At 31.4% G+C, this 24,108-nt stretch carries 24 protein-coding genes; 10 read left to right on the plus strand and 14 right to left on the minus strand.

Features of this window, described 5'->3' with window-relative positions; genetic code table 11:
• Position 1: 1 nt before the first annotated feature.
• The 4 genes from VCM48_RS07320 to VCM48_RS07335 all read right to left on the minus strand — a co-directional run bounded on the left by VCM48_RS07320 (position 2) and on the right by VCM48_RS07335 (position 6,040).
• Complete coding sequence (locus VCM48_RS07320; protein ID WP_099215458.1) at positions 2-520, minus strand: thioredoxin family protein; 519 nt, start codon at positions 518-520, stop codon at positions 2-4.
• Between the two features lie 98 nt (positions 521-618).
• Complete coding sequence (locus tag VCM48_RS07325; RefSeq protein WP_482272154.1) at positions 619-2,379, minus strand: peptide MFS transporter; 1,761 nt, start codon at positions 2,377-2,379, stop codon at positions 619-621.
• A 76-nt stretch (positions 2,380-2,455) separates the two neighbouring features.
• Positions 2,456-3,880: a peptide MFS transporter gene (locus VCM48_RS07330; protein WP_274639688.1), complete on the minus strand. Its 1,425-nt coding sequence runs from the start codon at positions 3,878-3,880 to the stop codon at positions 2,456-2,458.
• Between the two features lie 12 nt (positions 3,881-3,892).
• A complete protein-coding gene (locus VCM48_RS07335) occupies positions 3,893-6,040 on the minus strand; it encodes a S9 family peptidase (protein WP_482272155.1) in 2,148 nt (715 codons plus the stop codon).
• A 142-nt stretch (positions 6,041-6,182) separates the two neighbouring features.
• Between VCM48_RS07335 and VCM48_RS07340 the strand changes: the two genes are divergently transcribed.
• From VCM48_RS07340 to VCM48_RS07350, 3 genes are read left to right on the plus strand one after another with little or no spacing between them, the layout of a single operon-like run.
• Positions 6,183-7,916 (plus strand): hydroxymethylglutaryl-CoA reductase, degradative, encoded by a 1,734-nt coding sequence (locus VCM48_RS07340; RefSeq protein ID WP_482272156.1) that lies wholly within the window; start codon positions 6,183-6,185, stop codon positions 7,914-7,916.
• Positions 7,916-8,842 carry a GYDIA family GHMP kinase gene (locus VCM48_RS07345; RefSeq protein WP_482272157.1) on the plus strand — a complete coding sequence of 309 codons (927 nt, stop codon included), beginning with the start codon at positions 7,916-7,918 and terminating at the stop codon, positions 8,840-8,842. Before VCM48_RS07340 ends, VCM48_RS07345 begins: the two co-directional genes overlap by 1 nt.
• Positions 8,842-10,050 (plus strand): BaiN/RdsA family NAD(P)/FAD-dependent oxidoreductase, encoded by a 1,209-nt coding sequence (locus VCM48_RS07350; RefSeq protein WP_482272158.1) that lies wholly within the window; start codon positions 8,842-8,844, stop codon positions 10,048-10,050. The genes VCM48_RS07345 and VCM48_RS07350 overlap by 1 nt, the downstream gene beginning before the upstream one ends.
• A 60-nt stretch (positions 10,051-10,110) precedes the next feature.
• On the opposite strand, the gene VCM48_RS07355 is transcribed toward VCM48_RS07350, so the two are convergent.
• The 4 genes from VCM48_RS07355 to VCM48_RS07370 form a co-directional block, all read right to left on the minus strand.
• A complete protein-coding gene (locus tag VCM48_RS07355; RefSeq protein ID WP_274639683.1) occupies positions 10,111-10,413 on the minus strand; it encodes a hypothetical protein in 303 nt (100 codons plus the stop codon).
• A 23-nt stretch (positions 10,414-10,436) separates the two neighbouring features.
• Entirely contained in the window at positions 10,437-10,667 is a 231-nt protein-coding gene (locus VCM48_RS07360) for a hypothetical protein (protein ID WP_274639682.1), read from the minus strand.
• A gap of 200 nt (positions 10,668-10,867) precedes the next feature.
• Complete coding sequence (locus tag VCM48_RS07365) at positions 10,868-11,911, minus strand: serine hydrolase domain-containing protein (protein WP_482272159.1); 1,044 nt, start codon at positions 11,909-11,911, stop codon at positions 10,868-10,870.
• Between the two features lie 30 nt (positions 11,912-11,941).
• On the minus strand, positions 11,942-12,307 hold the full coding sequence (locus VCM48_RS07370; protein WP_274639680.1) for a hypothetical protein: 366 nt from the start codon (positions 12,305-12,307) through the stop codon (positions 11,942-11,944).
• A 212-nt stretch (positions 12,308-12,519) separates the two neighbouring features.
• On the opposite strand from VCM48_RS07370, the gene VCM48_RS07375 reads away from it, so the two are divergent.
• From VCM48_RS07375 to VCM48_RS07405, 7 genes are read left to right on the plus strand one after another with little or no spacing between them, the layout of a single operon-like run.
• Positions 12,520-13,578 carry a sensor histidine kinase gene (locus VCM48_RS07375; protein WP_482272160.1) on the plus strand — a complete coding sequence of 353 codons (1,059 nt, stop codon included), beginning with the start codon at positions 12,520-12,522 and terminating at the stop codon, positions 13,576-13,578.
• A complete protein-coding gene (locus VCM48_RS07380) occupies positions 13,571-14,272 on the plus strand; it encodes a LytR/AlgR family response regulator transcription factor (protein ID WP_482272161.1) in 702 nt (233 codons plus the stop codon). The genes VCM48_RS07375 and VCM48_RS07380 overlap by 8 nt, the downstream gene beginning before the upstream one ends.
• 35 nt (positions 14,273-14,307) lie before the next feature.
• Positions 14,308-15,393 (plus strand): diphosphomevalonate decarboxylase, encoded by a 1,086-nt coding sequence (locus tag VCM48_RS07385; protein ID WP_482272162.1) that lies wholly within the window; start codon positions 14,308-14,310, stop codon positions 15,391-15,393.
• Between the two features lie 13 nt (positions 15,394-15,406).
• Positions 15,407-15,901, plus strand: coding sequence for a toxin-antitoxin system YwqK family antitoxin (locus tag VCM48_RS07390; RefSeq protein WP_440122578.1), 495 nt, complete (start codon positions 15,407-15,409; stop codon positions 15,899-15,901).
• 51 nt (positions 15,902-15,952) lie between these two features.
• Entirely contained in the window at positions 15,953-16,879 is a 927-nt protein-coding gene (locus tag VCM48_RS07395; RefSeq protein ID WP_482272163.1) for a mevalonate kinase family protein, read from the plus strand.
• A 9-nt stretch (positions 16,880-16,888) separates the two neighbouring features.
• Complete coding sequence (locus VCM48_RS07400; protein WP_482272164.1) at positions 16,889-17,806, plus strand: geranylgeranylglycerol-phosphate geranylgeranyltransferase; 918 nt, start codon at positions 16,889-16,891, stop codon at positions 17,804-17,806.
• A gap of 45 nt (positions 17,807-17,851) precedes the next feature.
• The gene (locus VCM48_RS07405; protein ID WP_273693936.1) at positions 17,852-18,688 is read left to right on the plus strand and encodes a pseudouridine synthase; all 837 of its coding nucleotides are present in this window, start codon (positions 17,852-17,854) and stop codon (positions 18,686-18,688) included.
• Positions 18,689-18,724: 36 nt separating this feature from the next.
• Here the strand turns inward: VCM48_RS07405 and VCM48_RS07410 are convergent, their stop codons facing one another.
• From VCM48_RS07410 to VCM48_RS07435, 6 genes are all read right to left on the minus strand, one after another.
• Positions 18,725-19,090 carry a heavy-metal-associated domain-containing protein gene (locus VCM48_RS07410; RefSeq protein ID WP_274639673.1) on the minus strand — a complete coding sequence of 122 codons (366 nt, stop codon included), beginning with the start codon at positions 19,088-19,090 and terminating at the stop codon, positions 18,725-18,727.
• 21 nt (positions 19,091-19,111) lie between these two features.
• Complete coding sequence (locus tag VCM48_RS07415; protein WP_482272165.1) at positions 19,112-21,349, minus strand: TonB-dependent receptor; 2,238 nt, start codon at positions 21,347-21,349, stop codon at positions 19,112-19,114.
• Positions 21,350-21,408: 59 nt separating this feature from the next.
• Positions 21,409-21,819 (minus strand): HYC_CC_PP family protein, encoded by a 411-nt coding sequence (locus VCM48_RS07420; protein ID WP_482272166.1) that lies wholly within the window; start codon positions 21,817-21,819, stop codon positions 21,409-21,411.
• A 106-nt stretch (positions 21,820-21,925) separates the two neighbouring features.
• Complete coding sequence (locus VCM48_RS07425; RefSeq protein WP_274639670.1) at positions 21,926-22,711, minus strand: hypothetical protein; 786 nt, start codon at positions 22,709-22,711, stop codon at positions 21,926-21,928.
• A 31-nt stretch (positions 22,712-22,742) separates the two neighbouring features.
• Entirely contained in the window at positions 22,743-23,495 is a 753-nt protein-coding gene (locus VCM48_RS07430; protein WP_482272167.1) for a hypothetical protein, read from the minus strand.
• Positions 23,489-24,076: a hypothetical protein gene (locus tag VCM48_RS07435; RefSeq protein WP_482272168.1), complete on the minus strand. Its 588-nt coding sequence runs from the start codon at positions 24,074-24,076 to the stop codon at positions 23,489-23,491. The genes VCM48_RS07430 and VCM48_RS07435 overlap by 7 nt, the downstream gene beginning before the upstream one ends.
• Positions 24,077-24,108: the final 32 nt, after the last annotated feature.

Genomic DNA, 24,108 nt, shown 5'->3' on the forward strand with positions numbered 1-24,108 from the left:
TTTACATCGCGCTTTTAAAGTTTTTTTCAAACTCTTTCCATGGTGTATTCTTGTAATTATCCTTGTTAAAATATGCTAGTATTTTCTCAAACCTTTTTTCTTCTAAGTAACCAGGGACATTTTGTAACAACTGTCTTTCTGTATTAAAAAAAGCTGTTGAAGGATAACTTAACTGTCCTTTCATTATAGCAGCTGCCAATTGATGATACCCTCTTCTTCCTTGAGCTTGGTACTTAAACGTTTTTCCTTGAAACGTAATATCATCTTTTGTTTCCCCGTTTAACTTTACTGGATAATAATGTGTATTGATATACTCAATAATTACCTTATTTTTATAAGTCGTTTTATCCATTTTTTTACACCAACCACACCAATCAGTATAAATATCTACTAAAATTGGTTTTGGTTCTTTCTCACTCATTTCCATCGCTTGCTCAAAGCTTAACCAATTTACTTTATCTTGTGCCTTGACCCCTAATGAAATAAAGGTTAAAACTGCTACTAATATTATTTTTTTCATACTCCTTAAGTCTCAATAAGTGTTCCAAATTTACAAAAAAACCTGCCAACTTATAAAATTGACAGGCTGTAAAAGATTGTTTTAACGTTTATTTAGAGTTATTTAACTCCATGCATTAATTTTTTAATCACAGGATTTAATGCGATTACCAATAATCCAGCTAACGTTGGCACTATGGTAAAAATTAAAAAGAATGTTGATAAACTATACTCTTTTGTAATATTTTCTATCTGACCTCCAAATACTGCAGCTAACTTGTTTCCTATCGCAATAGCTAAGTACCACATACCAAACATAAATGCAATCATACGCGCTGGTACCAATTTAGATACATAAGAAAGCCCTACAGGAGATAAACATAATTCACCTAATGTATGGAATAAGTATGCTAAAATTAACCAAACCATACTTACTTTAACTCCATCAGTAATTCCGTATGCTCCAAAAGCTAATAAGCCGAAACCAACAGCCATGATAATTAAACCTAAACCGTATTTAACAGCTGCAGATGGATTGTATTTTGAATCCCACCATTTTGAGAATAAGTTAGCAAAAGCAATAATGAAGAATGAGTTTAAGATTGAGAACCATGATACTGTGATTTCTGAAGCCTCAGCTGAGAACTCAACATATAACATCCATCCTACTAATGCCCAAACACCAAGAAAACAAATTGCTAATACAATGTTTGATACTGGAATTCTTTTACCTGTTTCTTTTCCTAATAAATATAATACCCAAGTAATAATTATTAAAGGAATTACAGTTAATAGTGTATTTACTATATTAAATATTGTTTGAGCGTTACCTGTTAAAACTCTATCAACATTGTCTCGGGCAAAAAGTATTAATGACGTTGCTCCTTGCTCAAAACTCATCCAGAAGAAAACAGTAAAAAATGCAAAAATAATTACTGCTATCATTCTATCTCTAACAACTTTGGTGTATCGTGAAATACGAGAAATTGTTAAAAATAAGAATACTGCTAAACCAAACAATACAGCTACGTACTGTCCATCAAAATCTCCAACTTTTAATGCTCCAAAAATATCGATTCCTCCAATTTTTGATAACGGATCATTAATTGCATATCCTAAACCAATTACCGAAGAAATTACAATTAAAATTTTATCTAAACTTGTAAAAGGATTTTCTTTATCACTATCATTAGATGTTTCTGTAACCGACGTTTCGTTAGTTTCCTCTTCTTTATTTTTTGAAGGAACATCACCAATAGCACCGAATAATGGTTTAGCTAACCAGAATTGTAAGGTTCCTAATAACATAAAGATTCCAGCTAAACCGAATCCCCAAGACCAACCAACTTTTTCAGCTAAGTATCCACACAACATCATTCCAAAGAAAGCTCCTGCATTAACACCCATATAAAAAATGGTATAAGCACCGTCTTTCTTCTCTGGTAAATCTTTATACATTTCAGAAATAATAGAAGTCATATTAGGTTTAAAGAAACCTGTACCTATTACTAATAAAGCTAAACCTACATACAACCAAAATTCAGTTTCAATAGCCATAGCTGCATGCCCTAAAGTCATAACTATCGACCCTATAACCACAGCCCAACGGTAACCCGTTAATTTATCAGCTATAATACCTCCTAAAATTGGTGTTAAATACAACAACATTGCATAAGTACCAAATAGCGCTCCTGCATTTTCAGCTGACCACTCCCAACCTGGGTTAGCTCCAACTGCTGCTGCTGTTAAAAAGTTTATTAATAATACACGCATTCCGTAAAACGAAAAACGCTCCCACATTTCTGTAAAAAACAGTACAAATAACCCAGATGGGTGTCCTAATACCTTTGATTTAAAAAAATCATTTGATGTTTCACTCATGAATATCCTTATTTATAATAAATTAAAAAACCTAAGTAACAGTCTAATTATTACTTAGGCTTTTTGTCTGTTTTTCTTAATTATTATCTGCTAATTCGAATCCTTCAGCTTCTTCATGTGAAGTTCCATTTAGTTCTTCTGCTCCATGTGTTAATCTCTTCAAAGGTTTTAAAATAGCTAAGATTAACAATCCAAAAACTGTACAAAAAATAGCAATACCAGTAAACACTTGGAATTCTCCTGCTCCTTCTGAAAGTTCACCTACAAAACCAGCTACCTTATTTCCTAAACCTGTTGCTGCAAAATAGGCTCCCATCATAAATGAAGCATATTTAACTGGTGCCAATTTAGTAATAAATGATAATGCTACTGGTGAAGCACATAACTCTCCAACTGTATGGAATAAATATGCTAAGACTAACCATATCATTGCTGACTTTTCTACTATTTCATCTCCATCCATAACAACTTCCATACTAGCTTTACTCATAAAGAAAAAACCAAAAGCCATAATAATAACTCCTATAGCCATTTTAAATAAGGAAGATGATTCTTTACCTTTTTTCCCCCACTTGTACCAGAAGTTAGCCACTAAAGTTCCTAGTGTAATGATGAAAAATGCATTTATTGATTGAAAAACAGCTGCAGGAACTTCATTTCCTATAAGTGGTAATGAAAAAGAAAGTGCTCTATCTGTTTTCTGTTCTGTATATAAACTCATTAAACCTCCAGCTTGCTCAAACGCTCCCCAGAAAACAATGATAATTAAGAAAGATAAAAACATAACTAACATTCTATCTTTCTCTACTGCAGTAAGAGGTTTCTTCATTAAATCTTTATCTGGAGAATCTTGTTTTCCTAAAAAGTCACCTACTCCTTCTAAGTATTTTAGACCAAACATGTATACTACTTGCCCTAAAGCCATTCCTATACCTGCTAATCCAAAACCATAATGCCATCCCCATTTAGCTGCCACAGCTCCTACAATTAAAGCTCCTAAAAAAGCTCCTAGATTAATCCCTATATAAAAAATATAAAATCCTTTATCTCTTCTGTCATCTCCTTTTTTATAAAGTCCTCCAACCATTGTTGATATATTTGGTTTTAAAAAACCTACACCAATAACAATTAATATTAACCCTGTAAAAAACGCCCACTGAGCATCAATTGCCAAAATACCGTGCCCTAGACAAAGTAATACTCCGCCAAGCATAACGGCTTTTTTCTGACCAATAAATTTATCTGCAATCCAACCTCCAGGAATAGACATTAAATAAACAAACATTGTATATGTTCCGTAAAATGATAGCGTTTCTGCGTTAGACCAACCATAACCTGATTGTGGATTACCTAAAAGAACAGGTGCTGCTAAAAAAAGTGTTAGAATAGCTCTCATACCATAGTATGAAAAACGCTCCCACATTTCTACGAAGAATAAAACATAAAGGCCCTTGGGATGCCCCAAAAACTCACTTTGATTTGTTTGTTTAAGTGTACTCATAGTTGTCGAATTTTATAGGTTATTTTTAATAAAGTTAGTCATTTTGGTATACAAGTGTAAACGAGTGTTCCCTCCATAAATACCATGATTCTTATCTGGGTACATACCCCATTCAAATTGCTTATTAGCCTGAATTAAAGCTTCAGCCATTCTGTAAGCATTTTGAACATGCACATTATCATCTCCTGTACCGTGAATTAATAAATACTTTCCTTTTAATAATTCTGGATAATTTAAAGGTGAATTGTCATCATATCCTGCTGGGTTTTCCTCTGGAGTACGCATATAACGTTCTGTATAAATAGAGTCATAAAAACGCCATGTAGTAACTGGTGCAACTGCAATTGCAGCAGCAAACACATCATTTCCTTTTAATAAACAGTTAGTACTCATATGACCTCCAAAAGACCATCCCCAAATACCTATTCTATTTGCATCAACATATGGTAATTTTGCTAACTCTTTAGCTACAGAAATTTGGTCTTCGGTTTCATACTTCACCAAATTCATGTAAGTAACTTTCTTAAAATCACGACCTTTAAAACCAGTTCCTCTACCATCAACACAAACAACTATATAACCATTTTGTGCTAACATTTGATGCCAATAATCATTAGAACTATTCCAACTGTTTTTTACATTTTGAGAACCTGGTCCTGAATATTGATACATTAAAACTGGATACTTTTTATTTGCATCAAAGTTTGCAGGCTTGATAGTATACATATTTAAGTCGTTTCCGTTAACATTAATAGTAGAAAACTCTTTTTTACTTAAATTATATCCTGCAATAGTTTCTTTTAAAGCTGCGTTATCTTTTATAGTTTTTAATACCTTCCCTTCATCGTTTCTTAACGTATACACAGGAGGTGTATTAACATCTGAAAAAGTATTAATGAAGTAATGCATATTTTTACTAAAAGAAGCATTGTTTGTTCCTGAAGCATTACTTAATAATTTTTTATTATTTCCATCTAAAGAAATACTGTATACTCCTCTATTAATAGATCCATTTTCTACCGATTGATAGTAAATAGTTTTCTTGTTAGCATTGTATCCGTAGTAAGAAGTAACTTCCCAGTTTCCTTTAGTTACCTGATTCAATAACTTACCGTCTTTATCATAGTGATAAATGTGGTTGTACCCATCTTTTTCACTTGTCCAAATAAAACTATTATCGTCTAAAAAAGTTAAATCATCTGTAATATCTACATAAGCTTTGTCAGTTTCATTTAAAACTATAGAGCTATTAAAAGTAGTCGCATCAACAAAATACATTTTTAAATCATTTTGGTGACGGTTCAATGTTCTAACTGCTAAAATATTTGGATTGTTTGTCCAGTTAATTCTAGGAATGTATTCATAGTCTCCAACTCTAATTTCTGCAGTTTTGTTCGTTTCTAATGAAAATATACGTAATGCTACTTTTGCATTTTCTTCACCAGCCTTTGGATATTTGAACACATGCTGTGTTGGATATTTTCCTTTTCCATATACGTCCATTGAAAAAGTTTTTACTTTACTCTCATCAAAACGTAAATATGCTAAGTTTTTACTGTCTTTACTCCATTCAAATGCTTTTACGAAACCAAATTCCTCTTCATAAACCCAATCAGTAATACCGTTTATGATTTCATTCTTTTTACCACTATTAGTAATTTGAATTACCACATTGGCATCTGAATAATCTTTAATAAATAAATTGTTGTCTTTAGCGTATGCTATTTTTTTACTATCAGGAGAAAAAGTTGGTTCTTGAATATCTGTACCAATTAAGTCTAATGATTTTTTAGCAATATCATACACATAAAATGTACCTAAATATGAGTGACGGAAAATTTGTTTGAAGTTTGTTCCTAAAATTAATTTAGTTTCATCATTATTAAAACTATATGATTGAAAATATTTTAATCCAGCTAAATCTTTACTATCAACTATCGTTGCAACTTTTTCTAATGTTTCATAACTGTACTTATCTACAGTAGAACTTCCATTTTCATAATTCAATAGCGAATAAAAATCTCCATTCATAGAGTTTAAAGAGTTCATATAATCGGCTCTAAATGTGCCTTTTTTCCATATATCCTCTAAAGAAATATCTTTTTTTTGAGCTTGTACTAGCGAAGATATTCCTATAAACAATAATAATATTTTCTTCATCTTAAGTTGTTGTTTATCTAAAAAGTTTGCCAAGTTTACGGAAAAATAGCCAAAAATCCCCTCAAAAAAATCATAAAAACCAAATAACATAACCATTTTAACAGGATTCACGTATCTTTGAACCATCAAAAATGAATTGAGAATGTCTAAAACGATCTCTGGTTTTTCTAAACTTACCAAAGAAGAAAAAATAGACTGGTTGGCAAAAACTTACTTTAATAATCAACCAGAAATTATACAAACTATTACGCAATATTGGAATGTAGATGATAAGCTACAACAATTGCATGATGATTTTATTGAAAATACCATTTCTAACTTTTATATGCCTTACGGTATTGCTCCTAATTTTATTATTAATGGGCGTAGTTATGTAATACCAATGGTAGTTGAAGAAAGCTCTGTAGTTGCTGCTGCTTCGTTAGTTGCAAAGTTTTGGAGTACTCGTGGTGGATTTAAAACTGAAGTAATCTCTACCAACAAAATTGGCCAAGTACATTTTATGTATGCTGGTGATAAAAATGAGTTAGAAAACTATTTTAACCAACATAAAACTGAATTATATGCAGCCACGGCACCCATAACTAAGAACATGGAAAAGCGCGGTGGTGGAATTTTAGATATTCAATTAGTTGATAAAACTGATAAGCTTGCAAACTACTATCAATTACATGTTACGTTTGAAACAAAAGATAGTATGGGGGCTAACTTCATTAACTCTTGCTTAGAAGCTATTGCAAAGGCTTTTAGAAAGGACGATATTGAAATTGTAATGAGTATTCTTTCAAACTATGTTCCTGAATGTTTAGTTAGAGCTGAAGTAAGCTGTAAGGTAGAAGAGTTAGGCGGAAAGAACCCTGAGAAGTTTGCTCAAAAATTTGAACAAGCTGTTAAAATAGCTGAAATAGAACCTTACCGTGCAGTAACCCATAATAAAGGAATTATGAACGGAATTGATGCCGTTGTACTTGCTACTGGTAATGACTTTAGAGCAATTGAAGCTGGTGCGCACGCCTATGCTTCAAAAGACGGCCAATATAAAAGCCTAACACACTGTGAAGTAAAAGACGGTATTTTTAGATTTTGGATTGAAATCCCTTTAGCATTGGGAACTGTTGGTGGTTTAACTGCTTTACACCCGATGGCTAAATTATCGTTAGACATGATGCAAAAACCAAGTGCACGCACCTTAATGCAAATTATTGCTGCTGCTGGTTTAGCTCAAAATTTTGCTGCTTTACGTGCCTTAACAACCAAAGGAATTCAACATGGACATATGAAAATGCACTTGATGAATATCTTAAATCAGCACAAAGCAACCAATGAAGAAAAGGAAGCTGTGGTAGCTTATTTTGATGACAGAACTGCCTCACATAGTGCTGTGGTAGAAAAATTAAACGAATTACGTAAACCCAAAGTACAATGGGTAGATTTTTTAAATGAGGAAGAAGTACGTAGTACACTTGCTAATTTAAAAACTGATGCAAAACCTTTATTTGGAAAAATGAATGGACAGCAAATGGTGGAGCACGTAAGTGCAGTAACTCAAATAGCTAATGGAAACTGGAATGTCGACATTTATGTTTCTGATGAGAAGTCAGCTAGAAGAAAACCGTTTTTAAATTCAGACAGTGAATTACAAATCGGGTTTAAAGCTCCATTTTTATCAGAAGACCCTACTCCATTAAAGTTTAACTCTATGGAAGAAGCTATCGATGATTTGATTGAACAAGTACAATATTTTGAAACTGTTTTTAATGAAAACCCAAACAGAAAAGTAGTACACCCATTTTTTGGTGAGTTAGATTATGAATATTGGAAAAAATTCCAAGTAAAACATTTTACACACCACTTTAAACAATTTGGATTAGTATAATGCGACACTACTCTAACGGAAAATTATTACTCACTGGAGAATATGTTGTTTTGGATGGTGCAACCTCATTAGCAGTTCCTACTAAGTTTGGGCAAGATTTAATTGTTGAACCTATCAAGGAACCTCAACTTATCTGGGGAAGTTTTACACATACTGGAGAATGTTGGTTCGAGGCTTCTTTTGATTTACCCAAACTAAGATTAACTTCAGCAACGTTTAATTCAGACAAAGAAGGAAGTGCTGAGTTTATTGCTGAGACTTTACGAGATATTTTACAAGAAGTAAAACGTTTAAATCAAGAATTTTTAAATACTGAGCACGGTTTTATTGTAAAAACCAATTTAACTTTTCCACAAAACTGGGGATTAGGAAGTTCATCAACCTTAATTAACAATATTGCTACTTGGGCAAATGTGAATCCGTTTACCTTACTTTGGAATGCTTTTTCTGGTAGTGGTTACGATATTGCTTGTGCAAAACACAATACACCAATTCTATATAAACTAAAAGAAAAACAGCCTCTTGTTGAAGAAGTTAATTTTAAACCAAGTTTTTCTGAAGAATTGTTTTTTATTCATTTGAATCAAAAACAAAATAGTAGAGAAGGAATTGCTCATTATAAAAAACATAGAGTAGAAGCTAAAACATTAATTCCTGAAATTGACAACTTAACTCAAGAGTTTTTAAAAGCTAAAACTTCCAAAGACTTAGATAAAATTATCATTGAACATGAGCGAATCATTAGTTCTATTACAAAGCAAATCACTGTAAAAGAGAGATTGTTTTCTGATTATTTTGGTGAAGTAAAAAGTTTAGGAGCTTGGGGTGGTGATTTTGTTTTAGCTACTGGAAACGAAGACACAATAAGTTATTTTAAACAAAAAGGATTCGACACTGTTCTTTCGTATAAAGAAATGATTTTATAATGAAAAAAGTAGTTATTATAGGTGGTGGAGCAGCAGGTTATTTTACTGCAATAAATGCAAAAGAGCTCAATCCTGAATTAGACATTACCATTCTCGAAAAAGGAAAAGAGGTTTTACAAAAGGTGAAGATTTCTGGTGGAGGTCGCTGTAATGTTACTCATGCTTGTTTTGAACCCAAAGAACTAACAAAATTCTACCCAAGGGGTGAAAAAGAACTACTTGGCCCATTTCATAAATTTATGACTGGTGATACTTTTGAGTGGTTTGAAAATCGTGGAGTTCCTTTAAAAATTGAAGCAGATAATCGAGTATTTCCTGAAGCGAATACATCACAAGCAATTATAGATTGTTTTCAAAACGCTGTTGATAACCTCGGAATTACAGTGTTAAAAAACCATGGTGTGAATTCTATTTATCAACAAGGTGAGAAATGGATTATCAACACAAAAAACCAAGATTTTGAAGCTGATTTTGTGGTTGTTGCTGCAGGAAGCAGTAAAAAAGTTTGGGATTTATGTAAAACGCTAGACCATACGATTATTGAACCTGTTCCTTCTTTATTTACTTTCAACATAAAAGACAAACGAATTATTGATTTAGGCGGAATATCAGTTCCAAATGCAGAAGTTACACTTGTTGGAACTAATTTAGAAAACTCTGGCCCTTTATTAATTACGCACTGGGGTTTAAGTGGACCTGCTATATTAAAATTATCCGCTTTTGGTGCTCGTATTTTAGCTGACAAAAATTATCAATACAATGTACTGGTAAATTGGTTAGGACAAGATACAAATTCTGTTCTCGAAGAGTTACAAGGACTAAAGAAATCACAGGCTAAAAAACAGATATTTTTAAAACCACCTTTTAGTGATATTCCACGCCGATTATGGGAACGATTGGTTACAGCTTCAGAAATAAAAAACAATCAAAATTGGGCTGATATAAGTAATAAACAGCTTCAAAACTTAGCAAACGAACTTACCAAAGGGTTATTTAATGCTAATGGTCGTACTACTTTTAAAGAGGAGTTTGTTACTGCTGGCGGTGTAGATTTAAAGGAAATCAACTTTAAACGTCTTGAAAGTAAAAAACATCAAAACTTATTCTTTGTAGGTGAAGTATTAAATATTGACGCCGTCACTGGTGGTTTCAATTTTCAAAATGCTTGGACAGGTGGTTTTATTTGTGCTAATGCAATTGCTGAATAAAAAATCATTTCGAACAAAGTTTTAAGAGTTCTTTCTTCGTTCGAAATGACTTTACTTTTTTTAGTCTTCGTCTTCTCCTTCTTCTTCGTAGCAGTTAAAAATGATAGAGTACCCATACTCTACAGCTTCTTCATACAATTCTTTTTGCTCATCATCTTCTACATCATCAATTGAATCTAACGTAAAATATTCGTCTTCTATTTCTACTACTTTCCAATCTTCATTTTTGATGTAAAATTTTGCTAATCGCATAGCTCCTTCAATATCTTTATAATCGATATATAAGCTTACGTAAGCTCCGATAACTTCATCGTAATGTTCAGAAGATTTTTTAGGTTTTGCTAAGGCATTAATTAAAAACATAGATCTATTTTTTTTGTGTTATATTATGCTAATTCTCCTCTATGAGGTTTTAATGCATCTCTAAAGGTTTTCATGTATTCCTCATCAACCACAATAAAAGCAATGGTGTGCATTTCGTTTAAAGATACAAAATTTACTTCATGATATGGTAAACTATCAATCTGAGCAAATTCTTTTAAATGGATACAATGATGCTTTGCGGTTTCAAGACCATCTGGACCTTTAAAATCCCAAATCAGTTTAATTTTTCTCATAAAACAAAAATACCCATTTCTGAAATAGAAACGGGTATTTTATAGCTAGATTGACTGTTTTACTTTTGTTCTATATTCCAAGTATAATTAATCATTCTTTTTAAATATTCTTCTTCCTAAAGGCATCGCCTTTGTTTTCTTGTTAACCAAACAAGTTATATGGAAACATTATAAAATATATTACACTTTTTTCATAGTCATTATTTCTTTGCTTCTGATGAAAGATAGGTTTGTAATATTTGAATAGCTGTTGGGGTTGTAGGTACATTAGTTGCATTGAATGTAAAAGCTATTGATATTTTTTGCACAGGCAGATACAGTGCTAAAGATTGGAACCCATCAATTCCCCCATCATGTCCGTAAATAATCATATCTTGAAAGTTTACTACAGATATTCCTAACCCCCATTCATTCTCTGGTGTTGTCATTTTTTTTATCATTTCATCTGAAATAATTTTACCAGTAAACAAAGCATTAAAGAATTCATTTACTTCTTGAGCGGTAGAAGATATACCTCCAGCTCCCATAGTTGACTTTAAGTTTGTCTCCTGATAAATTGGAGTCCAAACATTTTTATTTGAATAATAAGAAAATGCTTCGTTTTTATTCGGGTTCAATTCAGCACCAAAAGAGGTTCTTTCTAAATTAAGAGGCTCAAAAATTCTTTCCTTCAAAACTCTTGCAAACGGTTTCTTTTCTATATCCTCTACAATATAAGACAGTAGTATGAAATTAGAATTTGAATACGCTGTTTGTGTTCCTACTTCAAATACCGTTCCTCCTTTTACAACTTTACCTATCATCTCTTTTCTATTTCTTGGTTTACGAATCCAAGTATCAAAGCCTTCTTCATCGGTAATGTTAAATAATCCACTTTGATGGTTTAACAAATGTTTTATTCTTATCTTATTTGAATTAGGAATTTCAGAAAAATATGTACTTAACCGTGTACTTAATTGCAACTTCTTTTCTTCTATAAGTTTTAGCACTATACTAGCTGTAAAAACTTTTGATATAGACCCTATTCTATATATAGTATTTTCATTAGCTATTTTATTTAAAGCTAAGTTTGCTTTACCAAACGACTTATTATATACCTCGGCTCCGTTTTTAAAAACAGAAACCGTACCCATTGCCTTATGCTCTGCTTCAAAAGAATGTAAAAGTTGATCTAAATTTACTTGTTGTCCGTAGGTAATAATAGAGCATACCAATCCTATAAAAACAATTAGTTGTTTCTTCATTTTGTTTATTTAATAAGTTATTTGATTATTTTAAGCTTCTTTTTTCTTGAGAGTTAACCCAATTATACCTAATCTAGCGATTAAAAAAACTAACATTCCAAAAGACGGGGCTAACAAACCTATTTTTAAACCTGCTGCTAAAACAGGAGTTGCTATATCTCCTTGCATTGAACTAATATTATCAAACGCACCAATTAACCCAAAAAACAACCCTAAAAACCCATAGACTAAAGCAAATAAACTTATATGTTTAAGTAAGTTAATTGTTTTACCATTACTATCTTCCTTTAAGAATAGTTTTAATATCAATGCTATACAAATTAATAGCATTAACAGTATTGGATACATAAACATTGATCCTCCTTCATTTAAAAGGTTTGAGAATAAGAATTTCATAATTTTAATTTTTAAAGTTATTTACAGCACAAACCTATGTTTATAATTCATTTGAGTTTTGTAATATCGACAGTACCTCTTTTCTGTTCCTCAAACTACATATTAAATTCCCTTTTCAACCAAATAACAGAAAACCGTTGTTCGTCTACAATTTCAGGGATTTTACCGCAAAAACCTATCTCTTTATTCAAAAAATAAGATATTGCAACTTAATGAAAAGATTTACATCAATAGCTAAACGCTTTATATTCTTCTTATTCAATATTATATTTTGGGTAGGTGTTTATTTCTTTTACACCTACTTCCTAGGCTATGGAAGTTCTAACACTACTTATGTAAACACTTTTTCAGCATACTTAATGCCTGTAACCATATGCTTAAGTTATTTCATTATTTTATATTTAATTCCAAAATACCTACTTAAGAAAAAGTATTTTCTTTTTATTTTATATAGCTGCTACACCTTCATTATATCATTTACAGCTATTTTGCTCTCTATTTTCTTTGGCTTGGTATTTTCCTCTTTTTTAGAAGGAACCAACACAAAGACCTTAACTAAATCTTTACCATTAGTCATAATTGGTGTGTACTTTATTGTTATTATAGCAACCTCTTTAGGTTTAATTATTTACAATTATCTATCTAGCATAAAAAACGAAAACTTAAAAAACAAATTCCTGCAAACCCAACTACAGCTAAAAGAACAAGAGCTGAAATTTTTAAAAATGCAGATTCATCCACATTTTTTATTTAATACCTTAAACACCTTATACGGATTTACTTTAAAAAAATCAGAAGAAGCTCCTGATATGATTTTAAAGCTCTCTAATTTGTTAGACTATATTTTATACCAAGTAGACAAACCTTCTGTTCTTTTAAAAAATGAAATACAACATATTGACGATTATATCTCTTTAGAAAAAGTGCGCTTTCAAGAGAGTTTACAAGTTGAATTCTCTAAGAATTTATATAACGAAACCACCCAAGTATCTCCCATGCTACTATTACCTTTTGTTGAAAATGCTTTTAAACATGGTGTTCAGATTGACGGTGTATTAAGTGTTAATATCAACTTAAAAACAACTAAAGATTCCTTGTTTTTCCGTATTAAAAACACTTCCCCAAAAAACAAAACAGATAAAAATGGAATTGGACTAGAAAACATTCAAAAAAGATTAAAAATGCTTTACAGCAATCAGTTTAAACTTCATTTAGCATTAGAAGAAAACCAATTTATTGTAGATTTAAAAATCCCTTTAACAAATGGCTAATAAAATAACCTGTGTAATTGTTGACGACGAACCTATAGCAAGGGAAATTCTTGAATCATTCATAGAAAAAACTCCTAAACTAAAATTAATTTCTAGTTGTAAAAATGCTATGGAAGCACTACAAGTTGCACAAACAGAAAATATCGATTTATTTTTTCTAGATATTAATATGCCTGAAATTACTGGATTAAGTTTAGCTAAAATTATCAATAACAAATCACAAATAATTTTTACTACTGCTTATAGAGATTATGCTGTTGATGGTTTCAATCTAAATGTAATAGACTACTTATTAAAGCCTATTAGTTTCGATCGATTTTTACAAGCAATTCAAAAGGTTACTAATAACAACATGAAAATTTCTATAGAAAATGATAACAAGAAGGATTTTATGTTTGTAAGAGCCGATAGAAAAATGGTTAAGATTAACTTTAAAGATATTTTATACATTGAAAGTTTAGGTGACTATGTTAAAGTTTTCACCAATAACGACACTGTAATAACTAGGGAAACCATTAGTAATTTTGAAGCCACATTACCAACTGATAGTTTTATAAGAGTTCATCGTTCTTATATTGTTTCAATATCTAAAATTTCCTCATATACTAACGAATATATTGAGATTGCTAAAAAAGCGGTATCAATAAGTAGGAGCTACAAAGAAAGCGTCTTACAAAAATTAGCACAAGTGTAAGCGAAATTCTATCTTTACAGCAAAATTTTTACACGTTGAATACATCAGATTTCTTATTTCTTTCTCAAGATAAAAAAGTAGATAACTTAACTGTTACATGGCAAACACCTAGTAATATTGCTTTGGTAAAATACTGGGGAAAAAGCGAACCTCAAATTCCTAAAAATGCCTCTATAAGCTTTACATTAAACAATTGTCACACAACTACAAAAATTGAGTTTACAAAGACATTACCAAAAAATCAAGCAGAATTTGAGTTGTTTTTTGAAGGAAAAAAGAAAGATGATTTTAAACCTAAAATAGCCAAGTTCTTTGAAAGAATTCAAAAATACTGTACATATATTTTAGAGTATAAGATGGTTATTTCTTCTGAAAACTCTTTTCCACATAGTAGTGGTATTGCTTCTTCTGCAAGCGGAATGAGTGCTATTGCCATGTGTTTAATGAATTTAGAAAAAGAGTTAAACTCAAATTTAACTGAGGAGTATATTAACAAAAAAGCTTCTTTTTTAGCTCGTTTAGGGTCAGGGAGCGCTAGTAGAAGTATAGAAGGTCCATTAGTAGTTTGGGGAAACCACCCTAATATTGTGGGAAGTTCAGATTTATTTGGTATAAAATTTCCTTATACAGTTCATCCTATTTTTGAAGATTATCAAGATGCTATTTTATTAGTTGACAAAGGAGAAAAACAAGTTTCAAGTACAGTTGGACATAATTTAATGCACGATCATCCGTATGCAGAAAATCGTTTTACACAAGCTAATCAAAACTTGGAAAAACTTTCAAAGATTTTTCAAAATGGAGACATCAAGGCTTTTGTTAACCTTGTTGAAAGTGAAGCTTTAACATTACATGCCATGATGTTAACTAGTAATCCGTATTTTATTTTAATGAAACCTAACACTTTAGAAATCATTAATAAAATATGGGAATACAGACAAGAAAACGATAGTAATGTTTGTTTTACATTAGATGCTGGTGCAAATGTACACGTATTATACCCTCATTCAGAAAAGTCTGAAATTGAAGTATTTATTAAGGATATTTTGGCTGCATACTGCCAAAAAAATCATTATATTTGTGATAGTGTGGGTTTTGGCGCGAGACCTATTTTAACCTAAATTCCCAACTATTATGAGAACTTCAACATTAATAATTGCCCTTTTTATTGGTTTTATAACCAATTCTGTTACTGCACAAGACACTATTTGGTTCGATAAAAATTGGCACGAAACAACAAAAGAAGAGCATGTGTTTTACAGACCTGCTCCTAAAAGAATGAATAACGGTTTTTGGATTGTAGACTACTACAAAAACGGACAAATTCAAATGGAAGGTTTTAGTACAGTAAACATTCCTAACGAGGAAGTCTTTGACGGTTTAGTACTATATTATCATGAAAATGGAAAACCTTTTCATAGAGCGAACTACAAAAGTGGAAAACTTCACGGAATCAGAAAAGTATATTATGAATCTGGTGAGTTGAAAGAAGAAGGAAAGTATGAAGAAGGTGAAAGAGAAGGTATATGGAAAACTTTTTATAAGAATGGTAAAATAGAAACAAAAGGTAAATATCGAGACAACGAAAAAGTTGGTGTTTGGAAAACTTTTTACAAAAACGTGTACTAGTTTGTAAACTAGTAGTTTTACCCGTATGTTTGCATTGTAATTAAAACACCTATGAAAGGACCCTTATTTTACGCAAAAATATTACTCTTCGGAGAATATGGAATCATTAAAGATTCCAAAGGATTAGCAATACCTTTTAGTTCTTATAAAGGAGCGTTAAAATCTGCAAAAAACTTAACTGGAGAAGCTGAAAAATCAAATCAAAGCTTAGCTAATTTTTATACATATTTAGCTAACTTAAACTCTGATATTGTTTCTTTCGATTTAGATTCTTTAAAAAGCGATGTTGATAGCGGAATGTATTTTGACTCTTCAATACCTCAAGGGTATGGAGTAGGAAGTTCAGGTGCTTTAGTAGCTTCTATCTACGACAAATATGCAAATAATAAAATTACAATTTTAGAAAACTTAACAAGAGATAAGCTTTTAACTTTGAAACAAATTTTTTCTTTGATGGAGTCTTTTTTCCACGGAAAAAGTTCTGGGTTAGATCCTTTAAACTCGTATTTAAGTTTACCTATATTAATCAATTCAAAAGAACATATTGAGCCAGCTGGAATTCCTTCTCAAAAAGAAGGAAAAGGTGCTGTTTTCTTATTAGATTCTGAACAAATTGGTGAAACTGAGCCTATGGTTAACATCTTTATGAATAAGATGAAGAACGAAGGTTTCAGAAAAATGATTAGTGAAGAGTTTGCAACACATACAGATGCGTGTATTGAAGACTTTTTACAAGGAAACGTTAAATCGTTGTTTGGTAATGTGAAGAAATTATCAAAAGTAGTTTTAGCTAACTTTAAACCAATGATTCCTACTGCTTTTCATAAAGTATGGGAAAAAGGTATACAAACCAACGATTACTATTTAAAGCTTTGTGGTTCTGGTGGTGGAGGTTACATCTTAGGGTTTACTGAAGATTATGAAAAAGCAAAAAACAGTTTAAAAGATTATAAATTAGAACTAGTGTATCGCTTTTAAAATGCTACTATGAGTACATTTAAAAACAATACATTTTTCTTAAAAATATTTAGCCTTTTATCTGTCATAAGAGGTTACAACATTTTAGTACTAATAGCAGCCCAATATTTGGCTGCTATTTTTATTTTCTCTGATACAAAATCAGTTAAACCTGTAGTTTTTGATTGGCATTTACTCTATTTAGTTATTGCTACCGTTTGTGTTGTTGCATCTGGTTACATCATCAATAATTTTTACGATAAAAAGGCTGATTTTATTAACAGACCTATAAAAACAGGGTTAGACTCTTACGTAAAACAGGAAACAAAACTAAGTTTATATTTTACGCTAAACTTTATTGGTTTTTTCTTTGGATGGTTAGTTTCATGGCGAGCAGCATTGTTTTTCTCTGTGTATATTTTTGGTATTTGGTTCTACTCTCATAAATTAAAAAAACATCCATTAATAGGGTTAATAACGGCTACTGTTTTAACCATACTACCCTTTTTTGTAATATTCGTACACTATAAAAACTTTTCAAAGGTAATTTTTATACACGCAATCTTTCTTTTTTTGGTTATCATGATTCGTGAACTCATGAAAGATTTAGAAAATATTAAAGGAGCTATTGCTAATAATTACAATACTTTTCCTGTAAAATATGGAGAGCGTAACACTAAGAAGTTAATTGTTTTATTAATGGTGTTAACCTTAGTACCCATTGGAGTATTATTTAACTATCCCGCTATTGAGTACATGAAGTACTATTTTTATTTAGCGGCTATTACCTTAATTTTTGTTGGTTTTTACACTTGGAAATCGACAAAAAACAATCAATACCGTTTGGCTCACAACATCTTAAAGATTTTATTATTAATAGGTGTCTTTAGCTTATTGTTTATTGATAAATCTTTAATTGTAGATAAAGTAGTAGAGGTTTTAGATTAAAAACGAAATAATTGCCGTAAATTTGCAAACTTTTAAAATTTAATTATGAATTCAAAAAACTCGTCGAGAGGACGACAAGCTGGGCGTAACAGCAATCCTCAAGGAAAAAATCAATTTAAAAAAGATTTCAGAAAACCAAAAAGCAACAAACCTGCTCAGAAAAAAACTGAGAATACAGGAATTCGCTTGAACAAATTCATCTCTAATTCTGGTATTTGTTCTCGCAGAGAAGCTGATACTTATATTGAGCATGGAAGTGTTTCTGTTAACGGAAAATTAGTTACAGAAATGGGTTATAAAGTTCAACCGACTGATGAAGTTCGTTTTGACGGAACTTTAATTTCTATGGAGCAGAAGCGTTATGTTTTATTAAACAAACCTAAAAACTACATTACTACCATGGAAGACGATCGCGGTCGTAAAACTGTGATGGAATTAGTAGGGAACGCCACTAAAGAGCGTATTTATCCTGTTGGAAGGTTGGACAGAAATACTACTGGTTTATTATTATTTACTAACGACGGTGAATTAGCAAAAAAATTAACTCACCCTAAGCATAACGTTCGTAAATTATACCATGCTTCTTTAGATAAGAAATTAAGCATTGCCGATTTAGAAAAGTTACGTGGTGATGTAATTATTGAAGGAAGAAAGGTATTTATTGACGCTGTTTCTTATGTAGAAGGGGAACGCAAAACAGAAGTAGGTATTGAAATTCACTCAGGGAGAAACCGTATTGTTCGTAAGATTTTTGAACATTTCGGATACACAGTTATTAAGCTTGACAGAGTAATTTTTGCTGGTTTAACTAAAAAGAATTTACCTCGTGGTAGATGGCGCGAATTAACGCAGCAAGAAATTAACACATTACAAATGTTATAAAATAAAAATCCCGAGTTATACTCGGGATTTTTTTTATTACTTCTTTACCTTTTTATGGTCTTCTTGTACTTCTTTATCACGATATTTACAACATTCATGTAAATTATCATACGCTTCTTTAGGTGCTTTAAAATCTTTCGTATCGTGACCTACACCTGCAATAGTTTTTTTAACTGCTTCTGTATTCGTCTTACGCTCATCAATAATTAAACTTAATTCATGTGTATTAACGTCCCATTTTGCATACTTTACACCTTTAGTTTTTAGTGCTGCTTTTTCAATACGCTGTTTACACATCATACAAACGCCATCTACTTCAAAAGAAACTTTAGCATTTTTTTTCTGAGCAAATGCTGATGTACTTACTAGTAAAACTACTGCTAATAAAAATATATTTTTCATCTATTCTTTATTTTTTATTTATTAATCTATTTTAAATCGTAATCCTGCATAGAAGTTACTCCCAAAAACTGGTGCGTATATAATTGTAGTATCAAAATTTGCTCTAAATGGATTGTCACTTCCCAATATAGGTTTTTTTTGCTTATAATTTGTGATGTTTTCAGCCCCAGCATACACTTCAAACTTTTTTGAAAACACTTTTGTTATTTGAGTATTTAACAAGTTATAACTATCCGAATGTGTCGGTAACTGGTTATTTGTATTGGGTAAACGTTGTTCTCCAATCCAATTATAAGTTACATCAAACTTCCAACTAGCATCACTTTCTTCTGTTTTTGTTTCATAAGATACATTCGCAAAAAAGCGGTGTTTTGCTTGTAAAGCCTTTGCTAAGTTTCCTGATTTATAATCTGTAGAAACATCATAAAACTTATACGAAAATCGGGTATTAAAGTATGGAATAATGTTTTGATTCATCTCTATCTGAAAGCTATTCGCTATACTTTTTCCTTCTAAATTATAGAAAGAAATTTCTTGTGGGTTTTCCCAATCGACTACCACCTGATTTGAGAAGTTTGTTTGATAAAAATCAAATGTTATATCTCCTTTTCTTCCAAATAACTTATAGCCTTGTAAAAAAGACACTCCGTAATTCCAAGCCACTTCTGAGTCTAAACCATAAATATTTCCACCTGTATTTTCAATAGTAATTACTCTTGATGAAGCAAAAAGCTGTTGATTTTCTGCAAAAATATTAGCACTTCGTTTTCCTCTTCCTACAGAAGCTCTTAACACGCCTCTTCCCCAAGGAACATAACGCATGTGTAACCTAGGGGTTACAAAAGTTCCTAATAAGTTATGGTAATCTAATCGAAGTCCTGCAGTAATACTTAAATTATCGGCATTATCATAAGCGTACTCAAAAAACGTTCCTACAGAGTTTTCCTTTCTATCAAAATTTGGATTCATCGCTGTACTAACAAATTCATCGTATTTATCATAGGTAAAGCTAACCCCTGTTTTAAATTTATTACGAGTATCTCCAATAATAGAACTAAACATGAAGTTGCTATAAAAGCTTTGATGCTGAATATTATAGTCTCTCAATCCAAAATACGAATCTTGTTTATGATTACTATAGGCTGCTTGAAACCCCATGTTTTGAAAAGGCATATCTGGAAAAACATATCCTATTTTTAACGATGTATCAAAACGCTTGGTTTTAATTTCACTTCCCCAAACAGTACTAGACCCTTTATCCACTTCTGGATTAAAGCTGACCTCTCCTACTTGCTTTGAATCGTCTAAATACCTAAAGTTGATAAAACTTACCCAACCTTTTTCAGCATCTGTATACTGCCAACGATTCATCACATTAATTTGTTCTGCTAACGGATTATCTAAGAAGTTATCATTATTCTTATCAAACTTTTCTCCTCTATAATTTCCATGAACATACAAACCTGTTTTCCATTTCTCACTTACTTTCTGATTAAAATGAGTGTTTAATTCTAACCTACCTCCTACTGTTCCATAAGCATTGAGATAGAATTTATGATTGGTTGATGGTTTTACTAACTCTGTATTTATTTGACCTGAAATACTTTCAAAACCATTTACAACACTACCTGCCCCTTTTGTTATTTGAATACTTTCTACCCAAGTTCCAGGTGTGAATGTTAATCCGAATGCTTGTGCTGCTCCTCTAATCGACGGGATGTTTTCTTGAGTAATCAACAAATACGGACTTGTTAAGCCTAACATTTGAATTTGTTTTGTACCCGTTAATGCATCAGAAAAATTAACATCAATAGATGGGTTAGTTTCAAAGCTTTCGGATAGGTTACAGCAAGCTGCTTTTAACAATTCATCACTATTAATAGTCACCAAATTCTGTGTTTGCAAATACGACCTTTGTGTTGAGCCTTTTTTGGCTGAAACAGCCACCTCATTTAACGTATTACTTTCTGTTAAATAGTGATTGATTGGTTTTGTACTGTTAACATTTATTGTATCTGTCTTATAACCAACAAAACTTATTATTAATTTTTTATACTCCTTTTTATACGGAATTTTAAACTCTCCTTTTTGGTCTGTTGTAGCTCCAACACCCGTATGTAACCAATATACATTGGCTCCGAAAATTCCTGAATTCTTTTTTTGATTATTTTTATCTTTAATAGTTCCTGTTAACACTTCTTGAGCAAATAACATGGATGGTACCAGTAAGCATATACTGATTAAAAATTTATTTTTCATTTTTTATCTATCACACTGTATTTTATAATTCTTATTTACTTGTAAATAGAGTTATAAAATCATATGATAAAAACTTCGTGAAGTACCTGTATGTCAGAAAACAGTTTGGGTGGTATATACAACCTGTGTGGAACAAACTGTTTTTCTAAATTTAGAAATAATTGTTTGTTATAAATATATGAAGTAACTGCTGTGGCAATCTTTGCAAAGATTACTTTTTCAACAGGTGATTTTTGAATTTGAGTTTGTCCTTTTAAAAGCTCTGTATCGTCTTTACAGCATGAAGGCTCTATTGTTTTACTCTCACAACTGTCTTTCTCTAAATCATTACAGCTATCTACATTACCTACATAAGAAATTGCCACTAAAGAATCTCCACAAAAGTGTTTTTCTACATTAAAAGAAAATGTAGATAGTAACACAACTAATGCTAAGAGTGTAGCTATTATTTTAGAAACGTATTTCTTCATGTTCTGCAAATGTACAAAATTTTAAAACTCTGTATTTTACTACTCTTAGGATATTACTCATTTTATAGTTTTATTAAAACCAACAACTTTCCTTAATTTGATCTTTTTACCACCCTCCAATACGTTTACGTTCTGCTTGTTGTTCTTTTGTAGCCTCTGGTGTTGATATTTTACTTGGGTATAAAGGTTTAGGGAAACCTGCTGCTTTTCTTCGTTCGAAATCCTGTTGACGATATGGATCAAAGGCATCTCCTGGAGGTAATGGGCGGTTTTTATCCATATACCACAATATAAAAGACAAATCTTGATAACAATTTTCTCCTCCTATAGAACAATCATACTTAGTATATAATTTATCAGGCCTTTCAATTAATAATCGAAATGCTCCTCCTCCTTGTAAGCTACCTGGACCTGACATTGTAAAAATAATTTTCTCTATGGGCATCGTAATATTTTCATACCACATAAAACCAGAAAAAGTTATTATACCATCTTCTCTATTAAATATATTCTCTTTTAAAGGCATGGTGAAATAATAGGCTACATAAAATAAAAACCCAAAAAGGGCAATTATAGATGGAATTATAAAAGAAACTGTAGTTATTTCATTTGGAAACTTAAAACCTCCAATAATAATGATAATAATAATCAATAAAAAAAAACCTCCCATTACAATAGGAGTAACCTTTTGAGGATCAACAACCTCTACAAACTTATCAGAAGCATATAAAAAAGTCTTTTTGCTTTCCAACCTTTTATTCGTTAATTTTATTGCATTATCTGTAATTACAGTATGCAACCTTCCTTTTAAACCTCCTTTTTTTACTTTTCTATCACCATGTTTATATTGAGTATGAGTAATTTTTCGTTGGTATATAAATTCTTCTTGCATAATTATGACACTCTACTTCCATCAACATATTTTACCATCCACCAATACGTTTACGTTCTGCTTGTTGTTCTTTAGTAGCCTCTGGCGTTGATATTTTACTTGAGTACAAAGGCTTAGGAAATCCCTCAGCTTTTCTACGCTCAAAATCTTGTTGACGATAGGGATCAAAAGCTTCTCCAGGAGGTAGCGGACGGTTTTTATCCATATACCAAGTAATAAAAGACATACTCTCATAACATTCTGCTCCCCCATACCCAAAAGAGTCAAAAGTTTGCCATTTATTTGGACGAATAACTTCTAACCTAAAAGCCCCCACCATATTTTCTTCCCCTGTACTATAAGCAAACTCTACTTTTTTAAATGGCATTGTGATGTTTTTTTGCCAAAAAAAACCAGTCATAGTAATCAATCCTTCTTTACGATTTAAAATATGTTCTTTTTTGGGTTTCGTTAGACCGTATACCAAGAAAAAAACAGTTAATAATACTGTTACTATCAAAAAAAGCCATTCAATTTCATCCCTTTGTTCTTCTAATGGAAACAGAAAAATTAATAGAAAAGCAAAAGATATTCCACCTCCTAATAAAGGTACTACTGTACCCTTCGTATGGTAATAAATAAAATTGTTGTCCTTATAATCATATTTTAATAATCTATGCGAATTACTATTTACAGAATTACTAGGCTTTACGTATATTTTCTTTTCTACCCTATGATAATACTTTTTTAGTTTTTCCGATTTTTTATAGTCTTGATGGGTTATTTTTCGGGTAAAATCTACCATCCACCTATACGTTTACGTTCTGCTTGTTGTTCTTTAGTAGCCTCTGGCGTTGATATTTTACTTGGGTACAAAGGCTTAGGAAAACCTGCTGCTTTTCTTCGTTCGAAATCTTGTTGACGATATGGATCAAAAGCTTCTCCAGGAGGTAGTGGACGGTTTTTATCCATATACCATGTGATAAATGACATGCTTTCATAACATTCTTTTCCACCATATCCAAAAGAATCAAAAGTCTGCCATTTATTTGGACGAATAACCTCTAATATAAAAGCTCCAACCATATTTTCTCCTCCTGTGCTGTATGCAAACTCTGCTTTTTTAAATGGCATTGTGATGTTTTTTTGCCAAAAAAAACCTGTCATCGTAATCAATCCATCTTTACGATTTAAAATTTGCTCTTTTTTAGGCTTAGTCAAGCCATAAATTAAAAAAAAACAGAAACCAGCGCAACAAAAAATATAAAATATAATACTCCCTAAACTCTGAAAAGCATCATTCGCAAAAGGCAAAAATGTAATCAATGACAAGAACACCCCTCCTCCCAAAAAAGGAACTACAGTACCTTTTGTATGATAAAACATAAAATTATCATCTTTATAGTCATATTTTAACA

Source organism: Tenacibaculum sp. DPLXC6 (assembly GCF_056815515.1).

Excerpts from the sequence above, each read along its gene's own strand:
- VCM48_RS07395 (WP_482272163.1), top strand. The coding sequence starts at position 15,953 with ATGAAAGGACCCTTATTTTACGCAAAAATATTACTCTTCGGAGAATAT.
- VCM48_RS07345 (WP_482272157.1), top strand. The coding sequence starts at position 7,916 with ATGCGACACTACTCTAACGGAAAATTATTACTCACTGGAGAATATGTT.
- VCM48_RS07430 (WP_482272167.1), bottom strand. The coding sequence starts at position 23,495 with ATGGTAGATTTTACCCGAAAAATAACCCATCAAGACTATAAAAAATCG.
- VCM48_RS07405 (WP_273693936.1), top strand. The coding sequence starts at position 17,852 with ATGAATTCAAAAAACTCGTCGAGAGGACGACAAGCTGGGCGTAACAGC.
- VCM48_RS07330 (WP_274639688.1), bottom strand. The coding sequence starts at position 3,880 with ATGAGTACACTTAAACAAACAAATCAAAGTGAGTTTTTGGGGCATCCC.
- VCM48_RS07350 (WP_482272158.1), top strand. The coding sequence starts at position 8,842 with ATGAAAAAAGTAGTTATTATAGGTGGTGGAGCAGCAGGTTATTTTACT.
- VCM48_RS07425 (WP_274639670.1), bottom strand. The coding sequence starts at position 22,711 with ATGCAAGAAGAATTTATATACCAACGAAAAATTACTCATACTCAATAT.
- VCM48_RS07370 (WP_274639680.1), bottom strand. The coding sequence starts at position 12,307 with ATGAAATTCTTATTCTCAAACCTTTTAAATGAAGGAGGATCAATGTTT.
- VCM48_RS07380 (WP_482272161.1), top strand. The coding sequence starts at position 13,571 with ATGGCTAATAAAATAACCTGTGTAATTGTTGACGACGAACCTATAGCA.
- VCM48_RS07335 (WP_482272155.1), bottom strand. The coding sequence starts at position 6,040 with ATGAAGAAAATATTATTATTGTTTATAGGAATATCTTCGCTAGTACAA.
- VCM48_RS07375 (WP_482272160.1), top strand. The coding sequence starts at position 12,520 with ATGAAAAGATTTACATCAATAGCTAAACGCTTTATATTCTTCTTATTC.
- VCM48_RS07365 (WP_482272159.1), bottom strand. The coding sequence starts at position 11,911 with ATGAAGAAACAACTAATTGTTTTTATAGGATTGGTATGCTCTATTATT.
- VCM48_RS07360 (WP_274639682.1), bottom strand. The coding sequence starts at position 10,667 with ATGAGAAAAATTAAACTGATTTGGGATTTTAAAGGTCCAGATGGTCTT.
- VCM48_RS07415 (WP_482272165.1), bottom strand. The coding sequence starts at position 21,349 with ATGAAAAATAAATTTTTAATCAGTATATGCTTACTGGTACCATCCATG.
- VCM48_RS07410 (WP_274639673.1), bottom strand. The coding sequence starts at position 19,090 with ATGAAAAATATATTTTTATTAGCAGTAGTTTTACTAGTAAGTACATCA.
- VCM48_RS07320 (WP_099215458.1), bottom strand. The coding sequence starts at position 520 with ATGAAAAAAATAATATTAGTAGCAGTTTTAACCTTTATTTCATTAGGG.
- VCM48_RS07435 (WP_482272168.1), bottom strand. The coding sequence starts at position 24,076 with ATGTTTTATCATACAAAAGGTACTGTAGTTCCTTTTTTGGGAGGAGGG.
- VCM48_RS07390 (WP_440122578.1), top strand. The coding sequence starts at position 15,407 with ATGAGAACTTCAACATTAATAATTGCCCTTTTTATTGGTTTTATAACC.
- VCM48_RS07400 (WP_482272164.1), top strand. The coding sequence starts at position 16,889 with ATGAGTACATTTAAAAACAATACATTTTTCTTAAAAATATTTAGCCTT.
- VCM48_RS07325 (WP_482272154.1), bottom strand. The coding sequence starts at position 2,379 with ATGAGTGAAACATCAAATGATTTTTTTAAATCAAAGGTATTAGGACAC.
- VCM48_RS07355 (WP_274639683.1), bottom strand. The coding sequence starts at position 10,413 with ATGTTTTTAATTAATGCCTTAGCAAAACCTAAAAAATCTTCTGAACAT.
- VCM48_RS07420 (WP_482272166.1), bottom strand. The coding sequence starts at position 21,819 with ATGAAGAAATACGTTTCTAAAATAATAGCTACACTCTTAGCATTAGTT.
- VCM48_RS07340 (WP_482272156.1), top strand. The coding sequence starts at position 6,183 with ATGTCTAAAACGATCTCTGGTTTTTCTAAACTTACCAAAGAAGAAAAA.